Source organism: Enterobacter hormaechei ATCC 49162 (assembly GCF_001875655.1).
GTDB lineage: Bacteria > Pseudomonadota > Gammaproteobacteria > Enterobacterales > Enterobacteriaceae > Enterobacter > Enterobacter hormaechei.
In genome coordinates, this window is the sequence record NZ_MKEQ01000001.1 from 1,454,804 (window position 1) to 1,479,723 (window position 24,920).

Annotated in this window: 21 protein-coding genes; 5 read left to right on the forward strand and 16 right to left on the reverse strand. The window is 55.6% G+C overall.

Annotated elements, in window-relative coordinates:
• Nucleotides 1-23: 23 nt before the first annotated feature.
• Nucleotides 24-1,940 (reverse strand): PTS 2-O-a-mannosyl-D-glycerate transporter subunit IIABC, encoded by a 1,917-nt coding sequence (mngA, locus tag BH712_RS07310; RefSeq protein ID WP_032673751.1) that lies wholly within the window; start codon nucleotides 1,938-1,940, stop codon nucleotides 24-26.
• A gap of 181 nt (nucleotides 1,941-2,121) precedes the next feature.
• Here mngA and BH712_RS07315 point away from each other — a divergent pair, with 181 nt between their 5' ends.
• The 4 genes from BH712_RS07315 (at nucleotide 2,122) to BH712_RS07330 (ending at nucleotide 6,899) form a co-directional block, all read left to right on the forward strand.
• On the forward strand, nucleotides 2,122-2,838 hold the full coding sequence (locus BH712_RS07315) for a GntR family transcriptional regulator (RefSeq protein WP_000197182.1): 717 nt from the start codon (nucleotides 2,122-2,124) through the stop codon (nucleotides 2,836-2,838).
• A gap of 330 nt (nucleotides 2,839-3,168) precedes the next feature.
• Nucleotides 3,169-5,124 (forward strand): alkyl/aryl-sulfatase, encoded by a 1,956-nt coding sequence (locus tag BH712_RS07320; protein WP_032673583.1) that lies wholly within the window; start codon nucleotides 3,169-3,171, stop codon nucleotides 5,122-5,124.
• Nucleotides 5,125-5,188: 64 nt separating this feature from the next.
• A complete protein-coding gene (locus BH712_RS07325) occupies nucleotides 5,189-6,112 on the forward strand; it encodes a transporter (RefSeq protein WP_006809576.1) in 924 nt (307 codons plus the stop codon).
• A 13-nt stretch (nucleotides 6,113-6,125) separates the two neighbouring features.
• Complete coding sequence (locus tag BH712_RS07330) at nucleotides 6,126-6,899, forward strand: hypothetical protein (RefSeq protein ID WP_006809577.1); 774 nt, start codon at nucleotides 6,126-6,128, stop codon at nucleotides 6,897-6,899.
• Between the two features lie 84 nt (nucleotides 6,900-6,983).
• Here BH712_RS07330 and sucD read toward each other — a convergent pair whose 3' ends face one another.
• The 8 genes from sucD to sdhC all read right to left on the reverse strand — a co-directional run bounded on the left by sucD (nucleotide 6,984) and on the right by sdhC (nucleotide 16,635).
• Nucleotides 6,984-7,853 carry a succinate--CoA ligase subunit alpha gene (gene sucD / locus BH712_RS07335; RefSeq protein ID WP_006809578.1) on the reverse strand — a complete coding sequence of 290 codons (870 nt, stop codon included), beginning with the start codon at nucleotides 7,851-7,853 and terminating at the stop codon, nucleotides 6,984-6,986.
• Nucleotides 7,853-9,019, reverse strand: a complete 1,167-nt coding sequence (sucC, locus tag BH712_RS07340) for an ADP-forming succinate--CoA ligase subunit beta (RefSeq protein ID WP_006809579.1) — start codon at nucleotides 9,017-9,019, stop codon at nucleotides 7,853-7,855. Before sucC ends, sucD begins: the two co-directional genes overlap by 1 nt.
• Before the next feature lie 85 nt (nucleotides 9,020-9,104).
• Nucleotides 9,105-10,331 carry a 2-oxoglutarate dehydrogenase complex dihydrolipoyllysine-residue succinyltransferase gene (gene odhB / locus BH712_RS07345; protein ID WP_006809580.1) on the reverse strand — a complete coding sequence of 409 codons (1,227 nt, stop codon included), beginning with the start codon at nucleotides 10,329-10,331 and terminating at the stop codon, nucleotides 9,105-9,107.
• Between the two features lie 14 nt (nucleotides 10,332-10,345).
• On the reverse strand, nucleotides 10,346-13,153 hold the full coding sequence (gene sucA / locus BH712_RS07350) for a 2-oxoglutarate dehydrogenase E1 component (RefSeq protein ID WP_006809581.1): 2,808 nt from the start codon (nucleotides 13,151-13,153) through the stop codon (nucleotides 10,346-10,348).
• Between the two features lie 238 nt (nucleotides 13,154-13,391).
• Nucleotides 13,392-14,108, reverse strand: coding sequence for a succinate dehydrogenase iron-sulfur subunit SdhB (gene sdhB / locus BH712_RS07355; protein WP_006809582.1), 717 nt, complete (start codon nucleotides 14,106-14,108; stop codon nucleotides 13,392-13,394).
• Nucleotides 14,109-14,123: 15 nt separating this feature from the next.
• Entirely contained in the window at nucleotides 14,124-15,890 is a 1,767-nt protein-coding gene (gene sdhA, locus BH712_RS07360) for a succinate dehydrogenase flavoprotein subunit (RefSeq protein ID WP_003858619.1), read from the reverse strand.
• Nucleotides 15,890-16,237: a succinate dehydrogenase membrane anchor subunit gene (gene sdhD, locus BH712_RS07365; protein ID WP_003858621.1), complete on the reverse strand. Its 348-nt coding sequence runs from the start codon at nucleotides 16,235-16,237 to the stop codon at nucleotides 15,890-15,892. The genes sdhA and sdhD overlap by 1 nt, the downstream gene beginning before the upstream one ends.
• On the reverse strand, nucleotides 16,231-16,635 hold the full coding sequence (gene sdhC, locus BH712_RS07370; RefSeq protein ID WP_026080740.1) for a succinate dehydrogenase cytochrome b556 subunit: 405 nt from the start codon (nucleotides 16,633-16,635) through the stop codon (nucleotides 16,231-16,233). The genes sdhD and sdhC overlap by 7 nt, the downstream gene beginning before the upstream one ends.
• A gap of 638 nt (nucleotides 16,636-17,273) precedes the next feature.
• Between sdhC and BH712_RS07375 the strand changes: the two genes are divergently transcribed.
• A complete protein-coding gene (locus BH712_RS07375) occupies nucleotides 17,274-18,557 on the forward strand; it encodes a citrate synthase (RefSeq protein WP_006809584.1) in 1,284 nt (427 codons plus the stop codon).
• A 97-nt stretch (nucleotides 18,558-18,654) separates the two neighbouring features.
• Here the strand turns inward: BH712_RS07375 and nei are convergent, their stop codons facing one another.
• From nei to BH712_RS07410, 7 genes are all read right to left on the reverse strand, one after another.
• Entirely contained in the window at nucleotides 18,655-19,446 is a 792-nt protein-coding gene (gene nei / locus BH712_RS07380) for an endonuclease VIII (RefSeq protein WP_006809585.1), read from the reverse strand.
• An 18-nt stretch (nucleotides 19,447-19,464) separates the two neighbouring features.
• Complete coding sequence (gene pxpA / locus BH712_RS07385; RefSeq protein ID WP_006809586.1) at nucleotides 19,465-20,205, reverse strand: 5-oxoprolinase subunit PxpA; 741 nt, start codon at nucleotides 20,203-20,205, stop codon at nucleotides 19,465-19,467.
• Complete coding sequence (pxpC, locus tag BH712_RS07390; RefSeq protein ID WP_006809587.1) at nucleotides 20,192-21,124, reverse strand: 5-oxoprolinase subunit PxpC; 933 nt, start codon at nucleotides 21,122-21,124, stop codon at nucleotides 20,192-20,194. Before pxpC ends, pxpA begins: the two co-directional genes overlap by 14 nt.
• A complete protein-coding gene (pxpB, locus tag BH712_RS07395; RefSeq protein WP_006809588.1) occupies nucleotides 21,118-21,774 on the reverse strand; it encodes a 5-oxoprolinase subunit PxpB in 657 nt (218 codons plus the stop codon). Before pxpB ends, pxpC begins: the two co-directional genes overlap by 7 nt.
• Before the next feature lie 14 nt (nucleotides 21,775-21,788).
• The gene (locus tag BH712_RS07400; RefSeq protein WP_032673753.1) at nucleotides 21,789-22,532 is read right to left on the reverse strand and encodes a type 2 GTP cyclohydrolase I; all 744 of its coding nucleotides are present in this window, start codon (nucleotides 22,530-22,532) and stop codon (nucleotides 21,789-21,791) included.
• 10 nt (nucleotides 22,533-22,542) lie between these two features.
• Entirely contained in the window at nucleotides 22,543-23,955 is a 1,413-nt protein-coding gene (gene phrB / locus BH712_RS07405; protein ID WP_006809590.1) for a deoxyribodipyrimidine photo-lyase, read from the reverse strand.
• Nucleotides 23,956-24,556: 601 nt separating this feature from the next.
• Entirely contained in the window at nucleotides 24,557-24,763 is a 207-nt protein-coding gene (locus BH712_RS07410; RefSeq protein WP_006809592.1) for a YbfA family protein, read from the reverse strand.
• Nucleotides 24,764-24,920 lie beyond the last annotated feature (157 nt).

Here is a 24,920-nt window from a genome sequence, read left to right on the forward strand (position 1 = left end):
CTTCGTTTCCTGTCAGTGCGTGTTTAGGATGTTATGTCTTCAGTCACGTAGGTGCCGCGCTTCACGGCATGGCGTCGCCAGAGCAGTAAAATGAGCGTAGAAATGGCGGTGCCAACCAGCGCGGCGCCAAACCAGCCCGCAGCGGCCATCGCGCCGCCCAGCCCGGCATCATGCAGTAAGAAGAGAGAGAAAATGCCCGCGCCCGGGGTGGAAAGCCCAATCCCCATCGCCCCGACAATCGCTCCGGTCGCCATTGACCCCAGAACAAATGAGCCGATGACCCGCAACGGATCCTCGATAGCCATCGGGATTGCCCCTTCGGTAATACCCGCCAGCCCCAGCAGCCAGGTGGACTTGCCGGTCTCAATTTCGAACTGTTTAAACAGATTCGGGGCCAGCATCGTTGCCGCCGTCACGGTAAAGGCCGACACCATTTTGACGGAGGCAAAAATCGCATAAGGCCCGTAGACACCGTTGGCCATCGCGCCCAGACAGAACGCGTAAGAGGCTTTGTTGACCGGACCGCCCAGATCGAACGAGCACATAAAGCCGAGGATCGCCCCCAGCAGCAGCGCATTCGCGCCGGACAGACCATTAAGCCAGGCGGTGAGCGTGTTATTAAGCCAGGCTACCGGCTCGCCGATCACAAACAGCATCAGGCTGCCCGCGCCCAGCACGCCGATCACCGGATAGAGATAAAAGGTCAGGAAGCCGTTGAACCGGCTGCTCAGACGGACGTGATTTTTCACCCAGCGCATCAGGTAGCCCGCAATCAGCCCGCCGACGATAGCGCCCAGAAAACCGGAGCCGATCATATTGGCGGCAAGACCGGCCGCAAAGCCCGGCGTCAGCGCGGGTTTATCTGCCAGCGAGTAAGCGGTATAGGCCGCCAGAACAGGCACCATCAGAATACCGAGCATTCCGCCGCCCAGTTTGCGGTACATCCACAGCCACGAGTTTTCCTGATCGAAGAGATGCTGCAAGCCGAGGATTTGCGCCAGCAATACCGACACGGCCAGCACCGTGCCGCCAGCGACAATCAGCGGAACCGCAAAAGAGATACCGCTGAGAAGCGCCTGCTTGAGTTCGGTTTTAACGCACTTTTTCGCGTCAGGGTCGACATGCGCAGGACGCGCATCGGATACAGGCGGTAGCGCCAGCGCACGCTCAATGAGCGCTTCAGCATGGCGCAAGGGTTCCGCCACGGGCACCGTAATGGCGGGGATCCCCTGAAAACGCTCACGCTCTTTGATTGCCACTTCTGCGGCAAAAATGCACGCTTTTGCCTCCTGCAACTGCCGGGCGGTGATGCGCCCTTCAATGCCGTTCGCCCCCTGCTTTTCGACCACCACCCTGACGCCCAGCTTGCGCCCCGCTTTTTCCAGATACTCCGCGGCCATGTAGGTATGGGCGATCCCGGCCGGACAGGCGGTCACACAGACAACGGTTGGTGCATCCTGAGAAAGCGTACTCGCCTGCGTCAGCGCATTCGTATCCAATGCCGCCAGAAGCGCCTGAGGGGTGGACGCAGCCTGCACGCGCGCGCGCAGTTCATCATCCGCCAGCCGGGTGGTCAGCGTTGTCAAGAGTTGCATGTGCGTACTGCCTGCTTCCGCAGGAGGGATTGCCAGCAAAAAAATCAGCTCGACCGGCTCCGGGCCATCCACACCTTCCCACAACAGTGGCTCCCGCAAGGTTGCCACCGCAAAGGCCGCTTCTTTCACCGCTGAGCTTTTCCCGTGCGGCACGGCAAGCCCCTCGCCCAGCGCCGTCGGGCCCAGGCTTTCGCGGGCAAACACTTCATCAAGGAAAGACTGCGAGTCGGTAATTTTGCCAAGCGAGACCAGCCGCTCAGCCAGCGCGTGAATAGCGTCTTCACGGCTACTGAAATGTGCATTGAGGCACAGCGCATCAGGATGCGTTAACGCCGTCAGGTTAATCATCATTCTCACCCTATCAAAGAAAAGCATGCAGCGAGTCTGGCAGAATCAACAATACATTTATGTGATCACTTTCACCGATGTCGGATATTTGTATTTAATTTGTATTATTTACAACGCCCCCTAACGGTGCATAATTAGCGAGAATAGTATTAAGAAAACAATACAAAAACGGAATAACATGACCCGTAAACCGATGTACCGACAGATTGCAGATGCGTTGCGCCAGCACATTCAGGAGGGCGAACTCAAGCCCGGGGATGCGTTACCCACCGAATCCACCCTTCAGGAGGCGTACGGCGTCAGCCGCGTCACGGTGCGTCAGGCGCTTAAGCTGCTCACCGAGCAAAACATCATTGAGAGCATTCAGGGCAGCGGATCGTATGTGAAGGAGGAGCGGGTCAATTACGACATTTATCAGCTCACCAGCTTTTACGAAAAACTCGCGGACCGGAACGTTGAAACCCACAGCGATGTGCAGATTTTTGAAGTTGTGAAAGCGGATGCCCCCCTGGCGCAGACGCTGCTGCTGGCAACGGGCGAAAAAGTGTGGCACGTCAAACGCGTGCGCTTTATCAAGCAAAAACCGGTGACGCTGGAAGAGACATGGATGCCGCTCGCGCTTTTTCCTGACCTGACCTGGGAAGTGATGGAAAATTCCAAATATCACTACATTGAGCAGATCAAAAAAATGGTTATCGATCGCAGCGAACAGGAGATCGTCCCGGTCATGCCGGATGAAGACGTGATCGCCGCGCTGGGGATTGATCCCGCCAAACCGATCCTGGAAAAAATTTCGCGCGGCTTTCTCAAAGATGGCCGAGTTTTTGAATATAGCCGCAACAGTTTTAAAAGCGAAGATTACCGCTTCACGTTAATTGCGCGTCGTCATCACTAAAATTTATGCCCTGTATAACAACAGGGCATAATAATTAATAGGATGAAATATTTCTTTGTGTACCTTTTTGTAAGGGCTGACAAAAATAGTATTTACGAAACAAATAACATACAGTGAGCGTGCTCACGCTTATTATTCTGATTTTGACAAAGCCCACGCCTTTACCCCTTATCCACGCTGGCTTTCCGTTATTCATTCGCTAAAGCAATAAATTGCCGCGCTTTTGTTTATAAGGCGAACGGTTCATACTACTCGCGGATATAATATCTCTTTTCCGATTTCATTATGCCTCATTCTCAGCGTGGTTTTTTACACAAAGGGATTCAGGATATGAAACTCAAGAAAATAGCTTTCCTCATGCTTACCCTGGCGGTATCCGGGCAGGTCTGCGCGACCCGCGTCGCCCCCGCAGCCTCTGCGTACACCCGTGAAAACAACGCGGCGATGTATCAGAAGCTTAATTTCAACGACAAGCGCGATATCGACGATGCAAAACGTGGATTTATCGCCACCATCGATCCTTTAATAATAAAAAAAGACAACGGCAAACCGGTTGTTAACCTTGAAAACTGGTCATTTTTAAAAGGTGAAGCACCCGATACCGTTAACCCTTCACTCTGGCGCCATGCGCAGTTAAATAATATTAACGGTCTCTTTAAAGTGACCGACCGCGTATATCAAATACGCGGCATCGATATTTCAAATATGACCATCATAGAAGGCGATAGCGGATTAATTATCATCGACCCACTGGTTATTCCCGAGTCCGCGCGCGCCGGGCTGGAACTGTATTATCAGCATCGGCCTAAAAAACCGGTTGTCGCGGTGATTTATTCCCATAGCCACCTCGACCACTTTGGCGGCGTCAAAGGCATGGTGTCCGAAACGGATGTGAAAAGCGGCAAAGTCAAAATATATGCGCCCGAAGGGTTTGTGGAAGAAGCCGCCAGCGAAAACTTCCTGGCCGGTAACGCGATGAGTCGTCGCGCGCTTTATATGTACGCGATGATGGTCAAACCCAGCGCTGTAGGCCAGGTGGACGATGGGATCGGTAAAACTATCGCCACCAGCAAAAACACGCTCATCACCCCCACCAATATCATTAGCCAGCCCGAGCAGCGCGAAAACATTGACGGCGTTGAGGTGAATTTTATGCTCGCGCCGGGCGCAGAAGCGCCATCAGAAATGATGATGTGGTTCCCACAGTTCAAAGTGTTTGATGGCTCCGAACTCTTCAACGCCACGATGCATAACCTCTATACCCTGCGTGGTGCGAAAGCCCGCAGCGCCGTTAACTGGTGGAAAGCGCTGGATAAAGCGCTGATAAAATATGGCGATCAGGCGGAGATCGCGCTCAGCCAGCATCTGTGGCCCGTCTGGGATAATGCGCGGGTCAAAGATTACATCGCCTCTCAGCGCGACATGTACAAATACATCAACGATCAGTCGCTGAATCTCATCAACAAAGGCTACAACATGGATGAAGTGGCTGAAAAACTTACCCTGCCAGACAGCATCGGCAAACGGTGGTCTAACCGGGGCTACTACGGCTCGCTCAGCCATAACGCTAAAGCAATGTATATGTTTTACATGGGCTGGTATGACAGCAACCCCGCTAATTTGAACCCCCTTCCGGAGAAAGAGGTCGCCCCGAGATATGTTCGCCTGATGGGAGGCGAGGAAAAGGTGTATCAGCAGGCGAAACAGGCGGCGGACAGCGGGAATTATCGTTGGGCGGCGCAGCTGCTGAATCATCTCATTTTCGCCAATCCTGATAACAAGCAGGCGAAAGATCTTCAGGCCGACATATTTACCCAACTGGGTTATCAAAGCGAAAACGCCATCTGGCGCAATGAATATCTCAGCGGTGCGAAAGAACTTCGTGATGGCGTTCCTGTCCTGCCGGTCGCCAGTACGCTGGACAGCGATTTAACCGCCAGCATCCCGCCTGAAACCCTGCTTGATTATATGGGCGTGACGTTAAACGGTCCGAAAGCGGACGGCAAAACCCTTCGTTTTAACTGGACCGTGCCTGAAGGCGACACCTACGGCGTGGAGCTGAATAACAGCGTGATTATTTATCGCAAAGGGCAGCCATTTACCGATGCGGCATTTAGCCTCAAAGCCAATGTCGTCGATGTGGCGCGGCTGATAAGCCATAGCGCGCCCGTGGATAAAATCCTCAATGATGGCACGGTATCGATGAAGGGTAACCCGCAGAAACTGGACGAATTACTCGCCCTGCTGGATGTCTTCCCGCAAATGTTCAATATCGTCACCCCGTAAACGCTGACGGCTCCCGCCTTTAGCGGGCGGGAGCCGTGCGCAATAAAAATAACAGGAGGGCTTTATGCGAAGCTCTGAGCGTAACCTTTTGGTCGCCATTATTGTTTTGATAGTGGGGATGCTGCTCGTCCTATTGCCGGTCTATGTGCGCGCCGATAATGCCCGCGACTGGCAAAACCTGCCTAAAGATAAGAACCTGGTTTTTGGTTACTACAATAATATTCACACCAACACCTCCATTGACAGCGCCCTGCCCGTGGACGGCGCGAGCGTTGATGCCGATCTCTACCTGCTGCGCTATGCCCGCTCTTTTGATATTGACGGGCGAATATCGGCGATACAGATCATTCAACCTTACGCCAGCGTGACGGCCTCGCTCGATAACGCCCGTTATTTCACCGGATCGTTGAGCCATGAAAATCTCGGGGATACGCAGGTTATTTTTGCCCATAACCTGTTTGGTGCCCCCGCGCTAAGCGAAGAGGAGTTTCGCCGCTGGCAGCCTGGAATGTTTCTCAGCGCCGCCATGTGGCTCACGTTACCGACCGGCGACTACGATAGCAGTAATACGATCAACATCGGTGCGAACCGCTGGTCCTTTAAGCCGGAACTGGCCTTTGGTGTGCCCATCGGCGCAAGCTGGCTGGAGCTGAACAGTTGGGTAAGTTTTTACACCGACAATAAAGACTATCAGCAAAATAGCCGCCTTGAGCAGCGTCCGCTCTACACGCTGGAAGGCCACTGGAGCTATACGCTCTCCCCCGCGCTGTGGCTGTCATTAGACGGAAGCTGGGCAAAAGGCGGTGAAACCCGCGTCGATGGGCAGTTACAGGACGATGAGCAAGAAAACGTGCTGCTGGGCGGTTCTGTCGGTTTTATGCTTACCCCGCACTTTGGCGGAATGGTCGCTTACACCGATACAGCCAAACATCGCGATGCCTCGCCTGACGTCACCACGTGGACCTTCAGGCTCCAGTATCTCTGGTAAGGAGACAACGCCGATGCGCTGTATAACAGTTATTCTCGCGCTGCTGGGCGCGTTGCCAGGGCTGTGCCTGGCGGAGGAGACGGATGCCGTAGAAAAAGCGACCAATCCGTTACATCTGTCCACGTCCATTGCGCTTCAGGACTATTACACCCCGCAGCTTTACGGTAGCGATCAGCACACCAACGATACCCTGCTACGCGCAACCGTGCCGATTGCCGCTAACGACTGGGTGCCTGTGCCGCAGATCCTGCGCATGACTGTCCCGCTCGCTACCCGCCCCCAGCCCGGCAGCGGTTACAGCACCGGGTTAGGTGATATCAATCTGTTCGATATTTTTCTGCTTAAACAGGAAGGCGTCAAAATCGGTGTTGGCCCGCTAATCACGGCCTCTTCCGCCTCGGAAGACGAACTGGGAAGCGGCAAATGGCAGGCGGGGTTATCCGCTATCGCCATCAAATCCAGCCCCCGGTGGATGGCGGGTACGCTGGTGCAGTGGCAAAAAAGTTTTGCAGGCGATGGCGAACGTGATGACGTTGAAACAGGGACGTTTCAGCCCATCGTGGTCTATAAATTGCCAAAAGGCTGGTATTTACGCACTTCCGGCATCTGGACCTGGAATATGAAAAGTGACGATTATTCTATTCCACTCGGGTTTGGCGGCGGACGCGCCTGGCCGATAGGAGATAAGGTGATGAGCGCGTTTGTGGAGCCGCAATGGACCGTGGCGCATAAAGGGGACTATTTACCGGAGTTCACCCTTTTCGCCGGGGTCAGCGTGACGTTATAAAAAAAAGGCCGCTTTCAGCGGCCAACCATGTCGAAACGGACATTTTTATACTTCAACGCTCCCCGTCCGGGGAGCAGAGAGGACTTACTTAATGATGGATTTCAGTGCTTCGCCGATATCCGCCAGGCTGCGAACGGTTTTCACGCCTGCGGCTTCCAGCGCTGCGAATTTCTCATCAGCCGTACCTTTACCGCCAGCGATAATCGCGCCTGCGTGACCCATACGCTTGCCTTTCGGCGCGGTCACACCCGCGATGTAACCGACGACCGGCTTGGTTACGTGATCTTTGATATAAGCCGCCGCTTCTTCTTCCGCGCTACCACCGATTTCACCGATCATCACGATCGCTTCAGTCTGTGGATCTTCCTGGAACAGCTTCAGGATGTCGATGAAGTTAGAGCCAGGGATCGGGTCACCGCCGATGCCCACGCAGGTGGACTGGCCGAAACCGTAATCGGTGGTCTGCTTAACCGCTTCATAGGTCAGGGTGCCGGAACGGGAAACGATACCCACTTTACCCGGCTTGTGAATGTGCCCCGGCATGATGCCGATTTTGCATTCGCCCGGGGTGATAACGCCTGGGCAGTTCGGGCCGATCATGCGCACGCCAGCTTCGTCCAGCTTCACCTTCACGGTCAGCATATCCAGCGTCGGGATACCTTCGGTGATGGTGATGATCAGTTTGATGCCTGCGTCGATCGCTTCCAGAATGGAGTCTTTGCAGAACGGCGCCGGAACGTAGATGACGGTCGCGGTTGCGCCCGTTGCTTCTACCGCTTCACGCACGGTGTTGAACACCGGCAGGCCCAGGTGCGTGGTGCCGCCTTTACCTGGCGTTACGCCGCCAACCATCTGCGTGCCGTAGGCAATCGCCTGTTCAGAGTGGAAAGTCCCCTGGCTACCGGTGAAGCCCTGGCAGATAACCTTGGTATCTTTATTAATTAAAACTGACATTATTTCCCCTCCACTGCGGCAACAACCTGCTGAGCTGCATCCGTCAGACTTTTCGCTGCAATAATATTCAGGCCGCTGTCAGCCAGTTTTTTCGCGCCGAGTTCAGCGTTGTTCCCTTCCAGACGAACCACAACCGGAACGTTAACACCCACTTCTTCTACCGCACCGATAATGCCGTCAGCAATCAGGTCGCAACGGACGATGCCGCCGAAGATGTTAACCAGTACCGCTTTAACGTTGTCGTCAGAGAGGATGATTTTGAACGCTTCGGTTACGCGCTCTTTGGTTGCGCCACCGCCCACGTCGAGGAAGTTTGCCGGCTCACCGCCGTGCAGCTTAACGATGTCCATGGTGCCCATTGCCAGGCCCGCACCGTTAACCATGCAGCCGATGTTGCCATCCAGCGCCACGTAGTTCAGCTCCCACTGTGCAGCCTGCGCTTCACGCGGATCTTCCTGAGACTGGTCGCGCATTTCGCGCAGATCCGGCTGGCGGAACAAGGCGTTGCCGTCAGCGCCCAGTTTGCCGTCGAGGCAGATCAGGTCGCCCTGGGTGGTGATCACCAGCGGGTTGATCTCGATCAGCGCCAGATCGCGCTCCAGGAAGATCGTTGCCAGACCCATGAAGATCTTGGTGAACTGCTGAACCAGTTTACCTTCCAGACCCAGTTTGAATGCCAGCTCGCGACCCTGGTAAGGCATTGGGCCTGCCAGCGGATCGATAGCCACTTTGTGGATCAGGTGTGGGGTCTCTTCCGCCACTTTTTCGATTTCCACGCCGCCTTCGGTAGACGCCATGAACACCACGCGACGGGAGCTACGGTCAACAACCGCGCCCAGGTACAGTTCTTTCGCGATGTCGGTCGCCGCTTCCACCAGGATCTGGTTAACCGGCTGGCCGTTCGCATCTGTCTGGTAGGTCACCAGACGCTTGCCGAGCCAATGTTCAGCAAACGCACGAATCTCTTCTTTGCTCTTAACAACCTTCACACCGCCCGCTTTACCACGGCCACCAGCGTGAACCTGACACTTAACTACCCACGGGCCGGAACCGATTTTAGATGCGGCTTCTTCTGCTTCACGCGGGGTAGTACAGGCATAACCCACCGGAGCCGGTAAGCCATACCGGGCAAACAGCTGTTTGGCCTGATATTCATGTAAGTTCATGTGTTCTATCCATCCTTCAGGTAATCGTTAGGTAGTGCTTTTGTAGGCCCGGCAAGCAACGCGCCGCCGGGCAAGACTGCAAAAACTAGACGTCCAGCAGCAGACGCGTTGGATCTTCCAGCAGCTCTTTAATGGCAACCAGGAAGCCCACGGACTCGCGGCCATCGATCAGGCGGTGATCGTAAGAGAGCGCCAGATACATCATTGGCAGGATCTCCACTTTACCGTCTACCGCCATCGGGCGATCTTTAATGGCATGCATACCCAGGATCGCGCTCTGCGGCGGGTTGATGATCGGGGTAGACATCAGCGAGCCAAATACGCCGCCGTTGGTAATGGTGAAGTTACCGCCGGTCAGGTCTTCTACGGTCAGCTTGCCGTCGCGGCCTTTCACGGCCAGCTCTTTGATTTTCTTCTCGATGTCAGCCATACCCAGGGTGTCCACGTCACGCAGAACCGGGGTCACCAGGCCGCGTGGGGTAGAAACCGCCATGCTGACGTCGAAGTAGTTGTGGTAAACCACGTCATCGCCATCGATAGACGCGTTCACTTCCGGGTAGCGTTTCAGCGCTTCAACGACCGCTTTCACGTAGAAGGACATGAAGCCCAGACGGATACCGTGACGTTTTTCAAACGCGTCACCGTACTGCTTGCGCAGGTCCATGATTGGCTTCATGTTCACTTCGTTGAAGGTGGTCAGCATCGCGGTGGAGTTTTTCGCTTCCAGCAGACGCTCGGCCACGCGCTTACGCAGGCGGGTCATCGGCACGCGTTTTTCGCTACGTGCGCCCAGCGCTGGCTGTGCCGCTGGTGCTGCCGCAGGCGCTTTCGCTTCTGCTTTCGCCTCAGAAGGCGCTTTTGCCAGATGCTTGTCGATGTCTTCGCGCGTCAGACGGCCACCTACGCCGGTGCCTTTGATGGCTGCCGGGTCGAGGCTGTGCTCAGCCAGCAGGCGACGGATCGCCGGGCTGAGCGCGTCGTTGCTTTGCTCTTCCAGAGACGCCTGCTGGCGCTGGGCCGGGGTAGACGCTTTCTCTTCAGATTTGGCGCTGGACTCTTTGCCCGCGCTGTTGCCTTCACGCAGGCGACCCAGGATCTGGCGAGAGGTGACGGTCGTACCTTCATCTTCCAGGACTGCATCCAGAATGCCATCCGCTGAAGCCGGTACTTCCAGTACCACTTTGTCAGTTTCGATTTCTACCAGCACTTCGTCACGGGTTACCGCGTCGCCTGGTTTTTTGTGCCAGGTGGCGACGGTTGCATCTGCTACGGACTCAGGCAGGTCGGGAACAAGAATATCTACGCTACTCATTATGTATCCTTTAATTAATCGACGTTCAGCGCGTCATTGACCAGATCTTGTTGCTGCTTCTGGTGAACGGACATATACCCTACCGCCGGAGAGGCGGAGGCCGGGCGACCTGCATAACGCAGAGCAGACCCAAATGGAATCACTTCACGGAAATGATGCTGGCTGCAATACCAGGCGCCCTGGTTGAGCGGCTCTTCCTGGCACCAGACAAAATCATGAACGTGAGCGTACTGTTTCAGCACTTCCTGCATCGCCTGATGCGGGAACGGATAAAGCTGTTCGATACGCACGATGGCGACATCTTTCTGATCGTTCTTACGGCGCTGTTCCAGCAGGTCGTAATAAACCTTACCAGAACACATCACCACACGCTTAACGGCCTGCGGATCCAGCTCATCAATTTCTCCGATGGCTGGCAGGAAGGTGCCGTTTGCCAGCTCTTCCAGGCTGGACACCGCCAGTGGATGGCGCAGCAGGGATTTCGGCGACATCACCACCAGCGGACGGCGCATACCGCGCAGCGCCTGACGACGCAGCATGTGGTAGACCTGAGCCGGGGTGGACGGCACGCAAACCTGCATGTTCTGCTCGGCGCAGAGTTGCAGATAACGTTCCAGACGCGCGGAGGAGTGCTCCGGCCCTTGTCCTTCGTAACCGTGCGGCAGCAGCATCACCAGGCCGCACATACGGCCCCACTTCTGCTCGCCGGAGGAGATGAACTGGTCGATAACAACCTGCGCACCGTTAGCAAAGTCACCGAACTGCGCTTCCCAGATGGTCAGGGTGCGCGGTTCTGCGGTGGCGTAGCCGTATTCGAAGGCCAGCACCGCTTCTTCTGACAGCACGGAGTCCCAGACCTTGAACTGGCCCTGACCGTTATGCACGTGCTGAAGCGGAGTGTACGTTGAACCGTTAGACTGGTTGTGCACCACCGCATGACGGTGGAAGAAGGTGCCACGACCCGCATCTTCACCGGACAGACGAACCGGAATGCCTTCGTCAACCAGCGTCGCGTAAGCCAGCGTTTCCGCACCGCCCCAGTCGAACAGCTTCTCACCCGCCGCCATTGCCTGACGGTCGCCATAGATTTTGGCCACGCGGGACTGCATCTCGATCGCTTCCGGCACGGTGCTGATGCGTTTAGCCAGCTCCTGCAAACGCTTCATCTCTACCTTGTTTGGGTAGCTCTCGTCCCACTCGTGGTTGAGGTACGGCGACCAGGTAAAGGAGTGCATGTTCATTGGACGCAGCTCTTTCACCACGCATTCACCCGCGTCCAGCGCGTCGCGATAGAGGTTGACCATTTCGGTCGCATCTTCGAGCGTCGCCACTTTTTCGCTTTCCAGCTTGTCAGCGTAGATTTTACGCGGCGTCGGGTGTTTTTTGATTTTCTGGTACATCAGCGGCTGGGTTGCACTTGGCTCGTCGGCTTCGTTGTGGCCGTGACGGCGGTAGCAGAAGAGGTCAATGAACACGTCGCGCTTGAAGGTGTTACGGAAGTCCAGCGCCAGACGGGTAACGAAAGCAACGGCTTCCGGGTCATCCGCGTTAACGTGGAAGATGGGCGCCTGAACCATTTTACCGATGTCGGTGCAGTATGGGGTGGAACGCGCATCCAGCGGGTTAGAGGTGGTGAAGCCCACCTGGTTGTTGATCACGATGCGAACGGTACCGCCCACTTCATAACCACGCGCTTTCGACATGTTCAGGGTTTCCTGAACCACGCCCTGCCCTGTGACCGCCGCATCACCGTGAATGGTGATTGGCAGCACTTTATTGCTGCTCGGCTCGTCCAGACGATCCAGACGCGCACGCACGGAACCGATAACTACCGGGCTGACGATTTCCAGGTGCGACGGGTTAAACGCCAGCGCCAGGTGAACCTGACCGCCCTCGGTTTCGATATCCGACGAGAAGCCCATGTGGTACTTCACGTCACCGGTGCCGAGATGCTCTTTATGTTTACCCGCAAATTCGTCGAACAGATCCTGCGGCTTTTTACCCAGCACGTTAACCAGCACGTTCAGACGACCACGGTGCGCCATGCCCAGCACCACTTCGCGCGTGCCGCTCTTACCGGCATGACGAATCAGCTCTTTCAGCATCGGGACTAACGCATCGCCGCCCTCCAGTGAGAAGCGTTTTGCGCCCGGGAATTTCGCGCCCAGATAGCGCTCAAGGCCTTCCGCTGCGGTCAGTTCGCTGAGGAAACGTTTTTTCTCATCTGCTGAGAAATTCGCGTGGCCTGCCACGGATTCGATACGCTGCTGGATCCAGCGTTTCTCTTCGGTGGAGGTAATGTGCATATATTCCGCGCCGATGGAGCCGCAGTAGGTTTGCTTGAGCGCGTCAATCAGATCGCCCAGCTTCATCGTGTCTTTGCCGATGGCAAAAGAACCTACGTTAAAGCTTTCCTGGAAATCGGCCTCGGTCAGATCGTGATAAGCCGGATCGAGATCCGCCACACGTTCCTGCTGCCACAGTCCCAGCGGATCGAGATTCGCATGCTGGTGACCACGGAAGCGATAAGCGTTGATAAGTTGCAGGACTTTAACCTGCTTCGCATTGGTGTCAGGGTCGGAAATCGCAGAAGAGTAACGTGAGGCATCCTTCGCCAGACGACGGAAATAATCACGTGTTTTTGAATGGAATTGATCCGGTTTGACCCCTGTACCAGGCAACTGCTGGAACATGGAACGCCAGTTTGCGTCCACTGAGTCAGGATCGGTTAAGAAGTCTTCATAGAGCTGTTCTATCCAGCTCTGGTTTGAACCAGAGAGGTAAGAAGAGTCCAGCCAGGCTTTCATTGCGCCGTTCTGCATCGTGATCCCTTAAGCATTTTTATGCTTACTTTCGCCGTAGAAACTACCACGCACACCACGTGTACGTGCCGGGGTTCACCTGCGAGCTCTTTTCATTTGGCCCGCGAAGGAACCTTTAGAAACTGTCTAAACTTCAGGGCAGTTTTTAAAGGTTTCTGCAATTTGCCCGGTGGCGCTACGCTTACCGGGCCTACTGTTACGTAGGCCGGATAAGCGCAGCGCCATCCGGCGTTGTTACTTACGCACTGCGCTGCAACAACATCGACTTAATATGGCCGATGGCGCGCGTCGGGTTCAGCCCCTTAGGACACACACTGACGCAGTTCATGATGCTATGGCAGCGGAATACGCTGAAAGCATCACTTAACCCTTCCAGACGAGTCTCGGTTTCGGTATCGCGGCTGTCGATCAGGAAGCGATAGGCAGCCAGCAGACCCGCAGGGCCGATAAATTTATCCGGGTTCCACCAGAATGACGGGCATGACGTTGAACAGCATGCACAGAGAATACACTCGTACAACCCATCGAGTTTTTCACGCTGCTCAGGAGACTGTAAGTGCTCGCGAGCGGGTGGATTTTGCCCATTATTCAATAAGTAAGGCTTAATCTTCTCATATTGTGCATAGAATTGTCCCATGTCCACCACCAAATCACGCACGACCGGCAGGCCAGGCAGAGGACGGATCACAATTTTCTGGCCAGGACGCTGTAGCGCTGAAATCGGCGTGATACAGGCCAGGCCATTTTTGCCGTTCATGTTCACACCGTCTGAGCCACATACCCCTTCACGGCAGGAGCGTCGGAATGACAGCGTAGGATCTTTTTCTTTCAGCTGGATTAAGGCATCCAGCAGCATCATGTCACGACCTTCTTCCGCTTCGAGGGTGTAATCCTGCATACGCGGAGCATCGTCTACATCCGGGTTATAACGATAAACTGAGAATTCGAGTTTCATTATCCTGTCTCCGCATTAGTAAGTACGAATCTTCGGCGGGAACGCCGGACGCAGTTTCGGTTCCATGTTAACGCTACGACGCGTCATGGTTTCCGACTCTGGCAGATACAGGGAATGGCACAGCCAGTTTTCGTCATCACGATCCGGGAAGTCGAAGCGGCTATGGGCGCCACGGCTTTCGGTACGGAAGTTTGCCGACATGGCGGTTGCAAACGCGGTTTCCATCAGGTTATCCAGCTCCAGACACTCAACGCGCTGGGTGTTGAACTCGCTGGAGGTGTCGTCCAGACGGGCATTCTTCAGACGCTCGCGGATCGCTTTCAGCTGCTCAAGCCCTTTGGCCATCGCGTCACCTTCACGGAATACCGAGAAGTTGTGCTGCATACACTCTTGCAGCGCTTTGCGAATTTCCACCGGATCTTCGCCGTTACGGTTGCCGTTCCAGCGGTTGAGGCGTTCCAGAGAGGCATCGATTTCGTCGTCGGTCGCATCACGCAGCGCGCCCTGCTCGGCGATGGATTCCTGGAGATGAAGCCCCACCGCACGACCGAATACCACCAGGTCCAGCAGGGAGTTGCCGCCCAGACGGTTTGCGCCGTGAACGGATACGCAGGCAATTTCGCCTACCGCGAACAGGCCAGGAATCACCACGTCTTCGCCCTGCTCGTTCACGGTCAGCGCCTGACCGGTCACTTTGGTCGGAATACCGCCCATCATGTAGTGACAGGTTGGGATAACCGGAATCGGCTCTTTTACCGGGTCGACGTGGGCGAAGGTGCGGGACAGTTCCAGAATGCCCGGCAGTCGGGATTCCAGCACTTCTTTACCCAGATGGTCGAGTTTCAGCTTCGCGTGTGGACCCCAAGGGCCGTCACAGCCGCGGCCTTCACGGATTTCGATCATGATGGAACGCGCCACCACGTCACGACCCGCCAGGTCTTTCGCATTCGGGGCATAACGCTCCATGAAGCGTTCGCCGTGTTTGTTCAGCAGGTAACCACCTTCACCGCGGCAGCCTTCGGTGACCAGTACGCCCGCACCGGCGATACCGGTTGGGTGGAACTGCCACATCTCCATATCCTGCACCGGCACGCCCGCGCGGATCGCCATCCCAACGCCGTCACCGGTGTTGATGTGGGCGTTGGTGGTGGACTGATAGATACGGCCTGCGCCGCCGGTCGCCAGCACGGTTGCGCGGGCTTTGAAGTAAACCACTTCACCGGTTTCAATGCACAGTGCGGTACACCCCACCACGGCGCCATCGGCGTTTTTCACCAGATCCAGCGCGTACCACTCGGAGAAGATGGTGGTGTGATTTTTCAGGTTCTGCTGATACAGCGTGTGCAGCAACGCGTGGCCGGTACGGTCAGCCGCCGCCGCGGTACGTGCCGCCTGTTCGCCGCCGAAGTTCTTCGACTGGCCGCCAAACGGACGCTGATAGATAGTGCCATTTTCCAGACGGGAGAACGGCAGACCCATATGATCCAGCTCCAGAATCGCTTCCGGGCCGGTTTTACACATATATTCGATGGCATCCTGGTCACCGATGTAATCGGAACCTTTTACCGTATCGTACATGTGCCATTCCCAGTTATCTTCATGGGAATTACCCAGCGCAACGGTGATACCGCCCTGCGCAGACACAGTGTGGGAACGGGTCGGGAAAACTTTAGAGAGCAGCGCACAGGTCTGGCCGCTCTGGGAAATTTGCAGTGCGGCACGCATACCTGCGCCACCCGCACCAATCACAACAGCATCAAATTCTCTGACTGGCAGTTTCATTACACACCCCACACCACAACAAATCCATAAATGACGTAAACCAGCAGAGCAACAACAATAATCAGTTGCAGCGGAAGGCGAATCGCCAGCGGTTTAACGTAATCGGTCAACACCTGCCACATGCCGATCCAGGCATGAATAAGGATGGAGAACAGCGCCAGCAGGGTGAACACTTTGGTGAAGGCCGATCCGAAGAAACCACTCCAGATTTCCCACGTCAGCGTCCCGCTGGTCGCGAAGAAACCGATCATATAGATGATGTACAGCGTGAGGACGATGGCGGTAGCGCGGACCAGAATGAAGTCATGTACGCCGTTGCGTCCTAATGCGGAGGCGTTGCTTACCATACGAGAACTCCTGCGAGAAGTGAAAGCACGACAGTGATCACAAATGAAATGTTAGCGGTACGTTTACCGGCCTCGAACGTCTCTTCCAGGTAGCCAAAGTCCATCAGCATGTGGCGAACGCCGCCAACAACGTGATAGGCCAGCGCGGTCAGAATGCCCCACATGATAAATTTCACGAAGAAGCTGTTCATAATGGCTGAGGCCTGGAGGAATCCTTCAGGGGATGAGAGGCTGGTTCCCAGTAACCACAGCAAGATACCAACCGCCACAAACGTAATCACACCAGAAACACGGTGCAGAATGGACGCTATTGCTGTTACAGGGAATCGGATCGTTTTGAGATCCAGATTGACAGGTCTTTGTTTTTTCACATTTCTTATCATGAATAACGCCCACATGCTGTTCTTATTGTTTCCTTCCTCCGGACTGCGATGCGGGTCAGACAGCGTTCCTTTTCTATAACTGCGCGTCATGCAAAACATTGCTTCCAAATGCTAAAACGACACGTTACAACGCTGGGTGGCTCGGGATTGCAGGGTGTTCCGGAGACCTGGCGGCAGTATAGGCCGTTCACAAAATCATTACAATTAACCTACATACAGTTTGTTGGGTTTTCTCTGGAACAGTGATCGGGGTCACGATAACAACATCTTTTTAATTTTTAATCATCTGATTTGACAAATGTTAAACAATATTGTTACAAACGTCATCAGAAAAGGCATATAATGCGCAAAAGTTATGAGGTCTCTCTTTCACCTGACAAATAGTTATGTAACAGTGTGATGGTATTGACCGAAGTTATCAGGACAGTTATTAGTGATATACAGGTTTGAATAATTCGGACTGCAAAAACGCTGATTTGCTGTTGTTTCACTGATATTTCATTCGTTTACCTGCAAGGCGCCATAGCTCTGTACCCTGGTTTCTCCTCGTGAGCTGAGCGGTAAGCCAAATAACAATCTGGTAACGGTGATTAACAGCTGAAGGCAAATCCGGTAAAAGCAGTCTTAAGCATAAGGCGCTAAGGAGACCGTAAATGGCTGATACAAAGGCAAAACTCACCCTAAATGGTGATGATGCTATTGAACTGGATGTGCTAAAAGGCACGCTCGGTCAGGATGTTATTGATATCCGTACGCTGGGTTCCAAAGGGGTATTCACCTTTGATCCTGGATTCACCTCCACCGCATCTTGCGAATCCAAAATCACCTACATTGACGGTGACGAAGGTATCCTGCTCCATCGCGGCTTCCCCATCGATCAGTTAGCCACCGAATCCAACTATCTGGAAGTGTGCTACATCCTGCTGAACGGCGAAAAACCGACGCAGGCGCAGTACGATGAATTCAAAACCACCGTGACCCGTCACACCATGATCCATGAGCAGATCACCCGTCTGTTCCATGCGTTCCGTCGTGACTCTCACCCGATGGCGGTCATGTGCGGGATTACCGGTGCGCTGGCGGCGTTCTACCACGATTCTCTGGACGTGAATAACCCACGTCACCGTGATATCGCGGCGTTCCGTCTGCTGTCCAAAATGCCTACCATGGCGGCGATGTGTTACAAATACTCTATCGGTCAGCCGTTTGTGTACCCACGCAACGACCTCTCCTATGCGGGTAACTTCCTGCGCATGATGTTCTCCACGCCGTGCGAAGAGTACGAAGTAAACCCTGTGCTGGAACGCGCCATGGACCGTATTCTGATCCTGCACGCTGACCACGAACAGAACGCTTCTACCTCTACCGTCCGTACCGCAGGCTCTTCTGGCGCGAACCCGTTCGCCTGTATCGCCGCGGGTATTGCCTCCCTGTGGGGACCGGCGCACGGTGGCGCGAACGAAGCGGCGCTGAAGATGCTGGAAGAGATCAGCTCCGTGGAGCACATTCCTGAGTTCGTGCGCCGCGCGAAAGACAAGAATGACTCCTTCCGTCTGATGGGCTTCGGTCACCGTGTTTACAAAAACTACGACCCGCGCGCGACCGTTATGCGTGAGACCTGCCACGAAGTGCTGAAAGAGCTGGGCACCAAAGATGATCTGCTGGAAGTGGCGATGGAGCTGGAACACATCGCGCTGAACGACCCGTACTTCATCGAGAAGAAACTCTACCCGAACGTCGATTTCTACTCTGGCATTATTCTGAAAGCGATGGGTATTCCGTCCTCCATGTTCACCGTGATCTTCGCCATGGCGCGTACCGTGGGCTGGATTGCGCACTGGAACGAAATGCACAGCGAAGGCATGAAAATCGCCCGTCCTCGTCAGCTGTACACCGGCTACGAGCAGCGTGATTTTAAGTCTGATATTAAGCGCTAATAAACGTTGGGTGCGGCCTGATGCCCTCACCCCGGCCCTCTCCCACAGGGAGAGGGTGAAAATATTAAAAACGGCAACTTTCGTTGCCGTTTTGATTTTACATCTGGCACCCAGGACACCAGTAAAACGGTCTGGAAGAGATCGTCGCCTTCTCAATCACCCCACCGCACCGCTCGCACTTTTTACCCGCCCGATGAAACACCTTGAAGCGGAACAGCGCCCCGTGATGCTTGTTCTCATCCACCACGCCACGCGTGTTGTACGACAGCCGCGGAATAGCCAGTAACGCGTGCGACAGCGCCTCCAGCTGTTCATCGCTCAGCTGCGACGCTTTGTGCTGCGGCGCCAGCCCCACTTCCCAGAGGATTTCCACCCGCAGGTAATTTCCCAGCCCCGCCAGAAATGCCTGATCGAGCAACAGCCCGGAAAACTGCCGGTTGCGGAATGTGGGGGATAACAGCCGGGCTTTCACCTCGCTCGCCGTCAGGCGCATGTCCAGCACGTCTGGCCCGACACGCTGTAAGAACGGATGCGTCAGCAGCTGCTCCGGCGTTAACATTTCGATATCAGAGGCGCTGTAAAGCAGGATAGCTTTTTCCGCCGTTTGTAGCCTTACACGCAGCACGCGGGTCGTTTGCGGTTGCTCGTCCGCCTCCACCACCCGCCAGACGCCGTAAAGCTGATTGTGGCTATATAACGTCAGGGTATGGGAAAAGTGGGTGAGTAACGCTTTGCCGCGCGTTTCAATGTGGGTCACCGTCTGCCCCACCAGTTGTGATTCAAACGGTTTCAGTTGAGGAAAAGCAAACCAGACGTGAGTCAGAGGTTTGCCCTTTATCGCCACCTCCAGGCTATCCGCCGCGCGGCGGATCTCCGGACCTTCTGGCATGTTATTGTCCTTTCATGATTATTCAGCGCTGACAAGAATGCCCTCGTCCGAGAACGCCGCCCGCAGGCGTCGCGCAAACTGGAGCGCATGCTCGCCGTCGCCGTGTAAACACACCGTATCGGCCTGAACGTTTGCCGTTGTCCCCTCCGTTGAGGTTACTCGCCCGAAGCGCACCATCTCCAACGTTTGCGCCAGTGCTTTAGCTTCGTCGGTAATCAGCGCACCGGCCTGCGTACGCGGAACCAGGCTGCCGTCCGGCAGGTATCCCCGATCGGCAAACACTTCCTGCCGCGTCGTCAGCCCCAGCCGTTCTCCGGCACGGATAAGCTCGCTGCCCGCCAGGCCCACCAGAATCAGTTGCGGATTACAGTCCCGCACCGCGCGGGCAATGGCATCCGCCAGCGCCGGATCTTTCGCCGCCTGGTTATAGAGCATGCCGTGCGGCTTCACGTGGCGCAGCGCGCCATTCTCAGCGCGCACTATCGCCTCCAGCGCGCCGATCTGATAGAGCGTTTGCGCGTACACCGTCTCCGGCGGCAGATCCATCGCCGTGCGGCCAAAGTTCTCCCGGTCGGGAAAGCTGGGGTGAGCGCCAATCGCAACGCCGTTATTCATGGCATTGCGCACGCTCTCCAGCATGGTCTGCGCATCGCCCGCGTGAAAGCCGCAGGCGATGTTGACCGAGGTGACCAGCGTCATCAGCGCCTCATCGGCGCTACTGCCCTCCCCCAGATCGGCATTTAAATCAATCTTTACCATCAAGCCTCCACGCCAGCTGCTCGAGATAGCGCTGCTGATCCTGCCGGGCTTTCAACGCCTCCTCCAGCGAACACTGCACAAAATGTATCGGCTGACCGAGAGGAATTTGCGCCAGATGGTAGCGATCCGCTTCGATAATGCAGGCAATACGCGGATATCCACCCGTCGTTTGCGCGTCGTTCATCAGTACGATGGGCTGCCCGTTGCCCGGCACCTGAATCACGCCCGGCAGCAGGCCATGGGAAAGCAGCTCCCGGTCAGTCGTGCGGGTCAGCGGCTGGCCCTGAAGCCGGTAACCCATGCGGTTGCTCTGCGGGCTGATCTTCCACGGCGAGCGCCAGAAAGACTCTTTCGCGGCTTCATCAAACTCCTGGTATTCCGGCCCCGGTAAGGCGCGGATCACGTTCCCCCACAGCAGCTGTTTCACACCCTGCGTGGTGGTGAAATGCCGCGTTGAGGGTTTTATTCGCAGACGATCGCCGTCGCGCAGCAGCCGTCCTTCATGGCCGCCCATACCTGCTTTCTGGTCGGTACTGGACGATCCCAACACCTCCGGCACGTCGATGCCCCCCGCCACCGCAAGATAGCTACGCACGCCGTGAAGCGGACGCTTGAGCGTCAAACGCTGCCCGGCCTTCGCCCGCAGGCGCCAGCCGGTCCACACCGCTTTGCCGTCCAGCGTCGCATCACAGCCTGCACCGGTTAAGGCAAACCAGGTTTCCTCACCAAATTCAATCTCACACTGGCCCAGCGTAATTTCCAGCGCTGCCGTGCTGCCTGCATTACCAACCAGCAGGTTAGCAATCTCCAGCGACGGACGGTCAAGCGCACCGCAGTAGCTCACGCCGGACTGGCGCAGCCCAAAACGCCCGGCATCCTGTACCGAGGTGTAAAGCCCTGCGCGAATAAGCGTTAACATACCCCCTCCTTCTGCGGGATAAAGCGCAGGGTATCTCCCGGACGCAGGAGTATCGGCGCGTCCTGGCCTGGTTCAAATAGCGGCGTGGAGGTGTGCCCAATCAGCTGCCAGCCTCCCGGTGAAGCGAGCGGATAAATTCCCGTTTGCTCGCCACCAATCGCCACGCTGCCCGCCGGTACGCTCAGGCGCGGCTCAGCACGCCGCGGCGTATGCAGCTGGGGCGATAACCCGCCCAGATAGGGAAAGCCCGGCTGAAATCCCAAAAACCAGACAACATAGTCGACTGAGCTATGCAGCTCTACAACCTGCTTTTCCGTTAATCCACAGTGCCCGGCCACCACGCCAAGGTCGGGGCCTCCCCTGCCGCCATAGACAACGGGGATCTCAATTGCCCGCGATTCCGGCTCCAGCGCCTCGCTCTCCTCCCACCAGCGTTGCAGACGCTCAATAGCATCCAGCGCCCCCGTGTGCGGATCGCGTAGCACCACGGTGATATTGTTCATGCCCGGAATAGCTTCAACCACGCCCGGCATTTCAGGCAGACGCTGTGCCAGCCGCCAGATACGCTTTTGCGTGGCAAGCGTCACCGGCGGCTCAAGCTCCAGAACCACTGCGGTTTCACCCAGAAGATAACAACGCGCTCGCTGCACTTAACTACCTCTCATCAGGCCGGATTAGGGATATCAATAAAGGTCACATCCAGATCGGTATTTTCCGTCAGCCACTCGCTGAGGGCGCGGATGCCGCCACGCTCGGTGGCGTGATGGCCTGCCGCGTAAAAATGCAGGCCTTGTTCACGGGCAGAGTGAACCGTCTGCTCGGAGACTTCGCCGGTAATAAACGCATCAACACCGAAGCGTGCGGCGCTGTCGATAAAGCCCTGGCCGCCGCCGGTACACCATGCTACACGCTTCACGGTATCCGGCCCGGTGTCGCCGCACCACAGCGGACGACGCCCCAGGCGCGCTTCGATCCACGAGGCCAGCTCCAGACCCGGCACCGGCATCGACAGTTCACCCCACGGCACCAGAGGTTCAATTTCGCCCATCACGGTAATCCCCAGCAGCTGCGCCAGCTGAACGTTATTCCCCAGTTCAGGATGTGCATCAAGCGGCAGGTGATACCCGTACAGGTTGATGTCATTCGCCAGCAGCGTTTTGAGGCGATTGCGCTTCATACCGCGGATAATCGGCGATTCGTTTTTCCAGAAGTAACCGTGATGGACGATCACCGCATCGGCTTCCTGGCGCACCGCCTCATCCAGCAGCGCCTGGCTTGCCGTCACGCCGGTGATGATTTTTTGCACCGTGTCGCGCCCCTCAACCTGCAAGCCATTCGGACCATAGTCGCTAAACGAGGCGGTGTTGAGTTTTTCGTTAATCAGGCGTTCCAGTTCACTGTTTTTCATCATCATTCTCTCAAACTTTTCGGGCGGCTTCGTACGCCGCCAGCGTGGCGACGCGCGCCTGTTTATGGTCAACAATGGGACGGGGATAGTTCAGGGTAACACGCTGTTTATCCGCCCATACCCAGGGTTCATGGATGGCTTTGGCGGGAACATCCTTAAGTTCAGGCACCCAGCGACGAATAAACTCGCCGTCGGCGTCAAATCGTTGTCCCTGCGTGGTCGGATTGAAGATCCGAAAATAGGGCGCCGCATCCGTTCCGGTGGAGGCCGCCCACTGCCAGCCGCCGTTATTCGCCGCCAGATCGCCATCGATCAGCTGAGAGATAAAATAACGCTCTCCGGTTCGCCAGTCGATAAGCAGATCCTTCACCAGGAAGCTGGCGGTAATCATACGAAGACGGTTATGCATCCACCCGGTTTCATTGAGTTGCCGCATAGCCGCATCAACAATCGGAAAACCGGTGAGCCCACGCTGCCATGCCTTAAGCAGCGTCTCATTCGACTGCCACTGTACCTGTTCGGTCCAGCGAATGAAGGGCCGATGTTTACACAAATCAGGATGATACGTCATCAGGTGGCGATAAAACTCACGCCAGATCAGTTCGTTCAGCCACACTGCGCCCGCTCCCCCGTCTAACGCATGAGGCTTTTCCGCCAGCAGCCGATGTAAACACTGGCGTGGCGAGAGCGCGCCCAGCGCTAAACAGGCCGACAAGCGGCTGGTGCCTTCAATCGCGGGGAAATCCCGACGCGCCTCGTACTCCGCCGCCCCCTGCGTGCAGAACTGACGCAACCGGGCGATGGCCGCTTTCTCGCTGGCGGGGAATACCGTTTCATCGAACGACTGCTGGGGATAATTCAGCCTGATCGCTGGCAGCTCCGTTATCGTTTCCCCTCTCACGGCCGGGGCGGTAACGCACTCTGGCAGCCCCTCTTTCAGCCGCTTGATAAAGGCATTTTTAAACGGGGTGAACACTTTATACATCTCGTGACTGCCGGTCATTACGCTACCCGGCGCGAGCATCACGCTGTCATCAAAGCCTTCACAGATCACCCCCGAAAGCGTTTTCTCCAGCAGGCGATCCCGCTGCTGCTCGTTAAATTCATACTGATAGTTGTAATAAAGATGCGTTACTGCGTGCTGCTGGCAGATTGCCTGCACCGTCTGGCGCTGCGCGGCAAAATCAGTCGCCTCTTTATAGATCAGTGGAATGCCTTTTTCGGCCAGGGAATGTTGCAGGTCATTCAGATATGCGCTGAGCAATGCCGCTTGCCGGGGCGCCATGTCATGCTGCTGCCACTGTTCAGGCGTGGCGATAAACAGGGCCAGCACATTCGCGTCTTTAGCGCGGCAGGCCGCCGCGAGAGCGAAGTTGTCGTGAATGCGTAAATCCGCGCGAAACCAAACCAGATGGGTGGGCATAAAACTCCAGGCGATTGTCCATTATGTCCGTAAGGGCATGCCGTAAAAGGAAAAAGGCACGCATTGAACTACTTTGCCATGAAGTGTAGACGGGATGAAATAAAAAAGGCCGCACAAGGCGGCCTTAACGCTACTTGTCCTGCGCTATCGGGGTAAAGGCAATAAACACATCCGGTTTATCACTCTTTACAACGAGTACGCTGGCGACAATGAACGCGATGCAAAAATAGCGTTTCACTATGCGGTCCCTGCTGCTAACCGCTCCACCTATCACCACCGGTGATAAATCGGTGGACACAAGCTCTGTGTGGAGCCTGACTCACGGTTGTGGTAACACCTTTCCCGGGACCGGTGCCCATTTGCGAGATGGCGGAAAGGGACGCTGCATAGTAGGCATCACGTGAGCAAAACGTAATCCATTGAACCTGTTTTTAAGAATTTATTTAGGAGTGAAGCGTTTGCTTATTAAACCAGCAGAAGTATGCTTGTAAGCCTCTGTGTGAGAGCTTGAAAACCACCCAACGGACCGCGAATCCCGAGGGACAAAAAAACCGCCACATTGCTGTAGGCGGTTTTTTTATGGCTACGACGTCGCGCCGTATCAGTAGAAATCGCAGGTGGCTTTCTCTGCCTGATCCATCCACACCGGCTTTTCGCTGGTTTTCGCCCAGACGCGGTGCAGGTAGCTGTAGAAACGTGCGCGATCTTTCCAGAACAGCATCACCGACAGGGCCAGCACGCCAGCCACTACGGCGAAAGTGCGACGCATGAAAATGATATGAGCCGGAAACTCTTTATAAAGATCCATAATTTTCTCCCCTGTAGTTGGCCGGAAACCTTCTCCGGAAAATGTGAAATCTGTGACCTGGTTAAAATAATACCGCTTTGTTTGTAATTTTACTACTCATCCGACCACTCATTTTCATCCATTTCGTGAATATTTACATTCGCGCCCGTAATTAAGT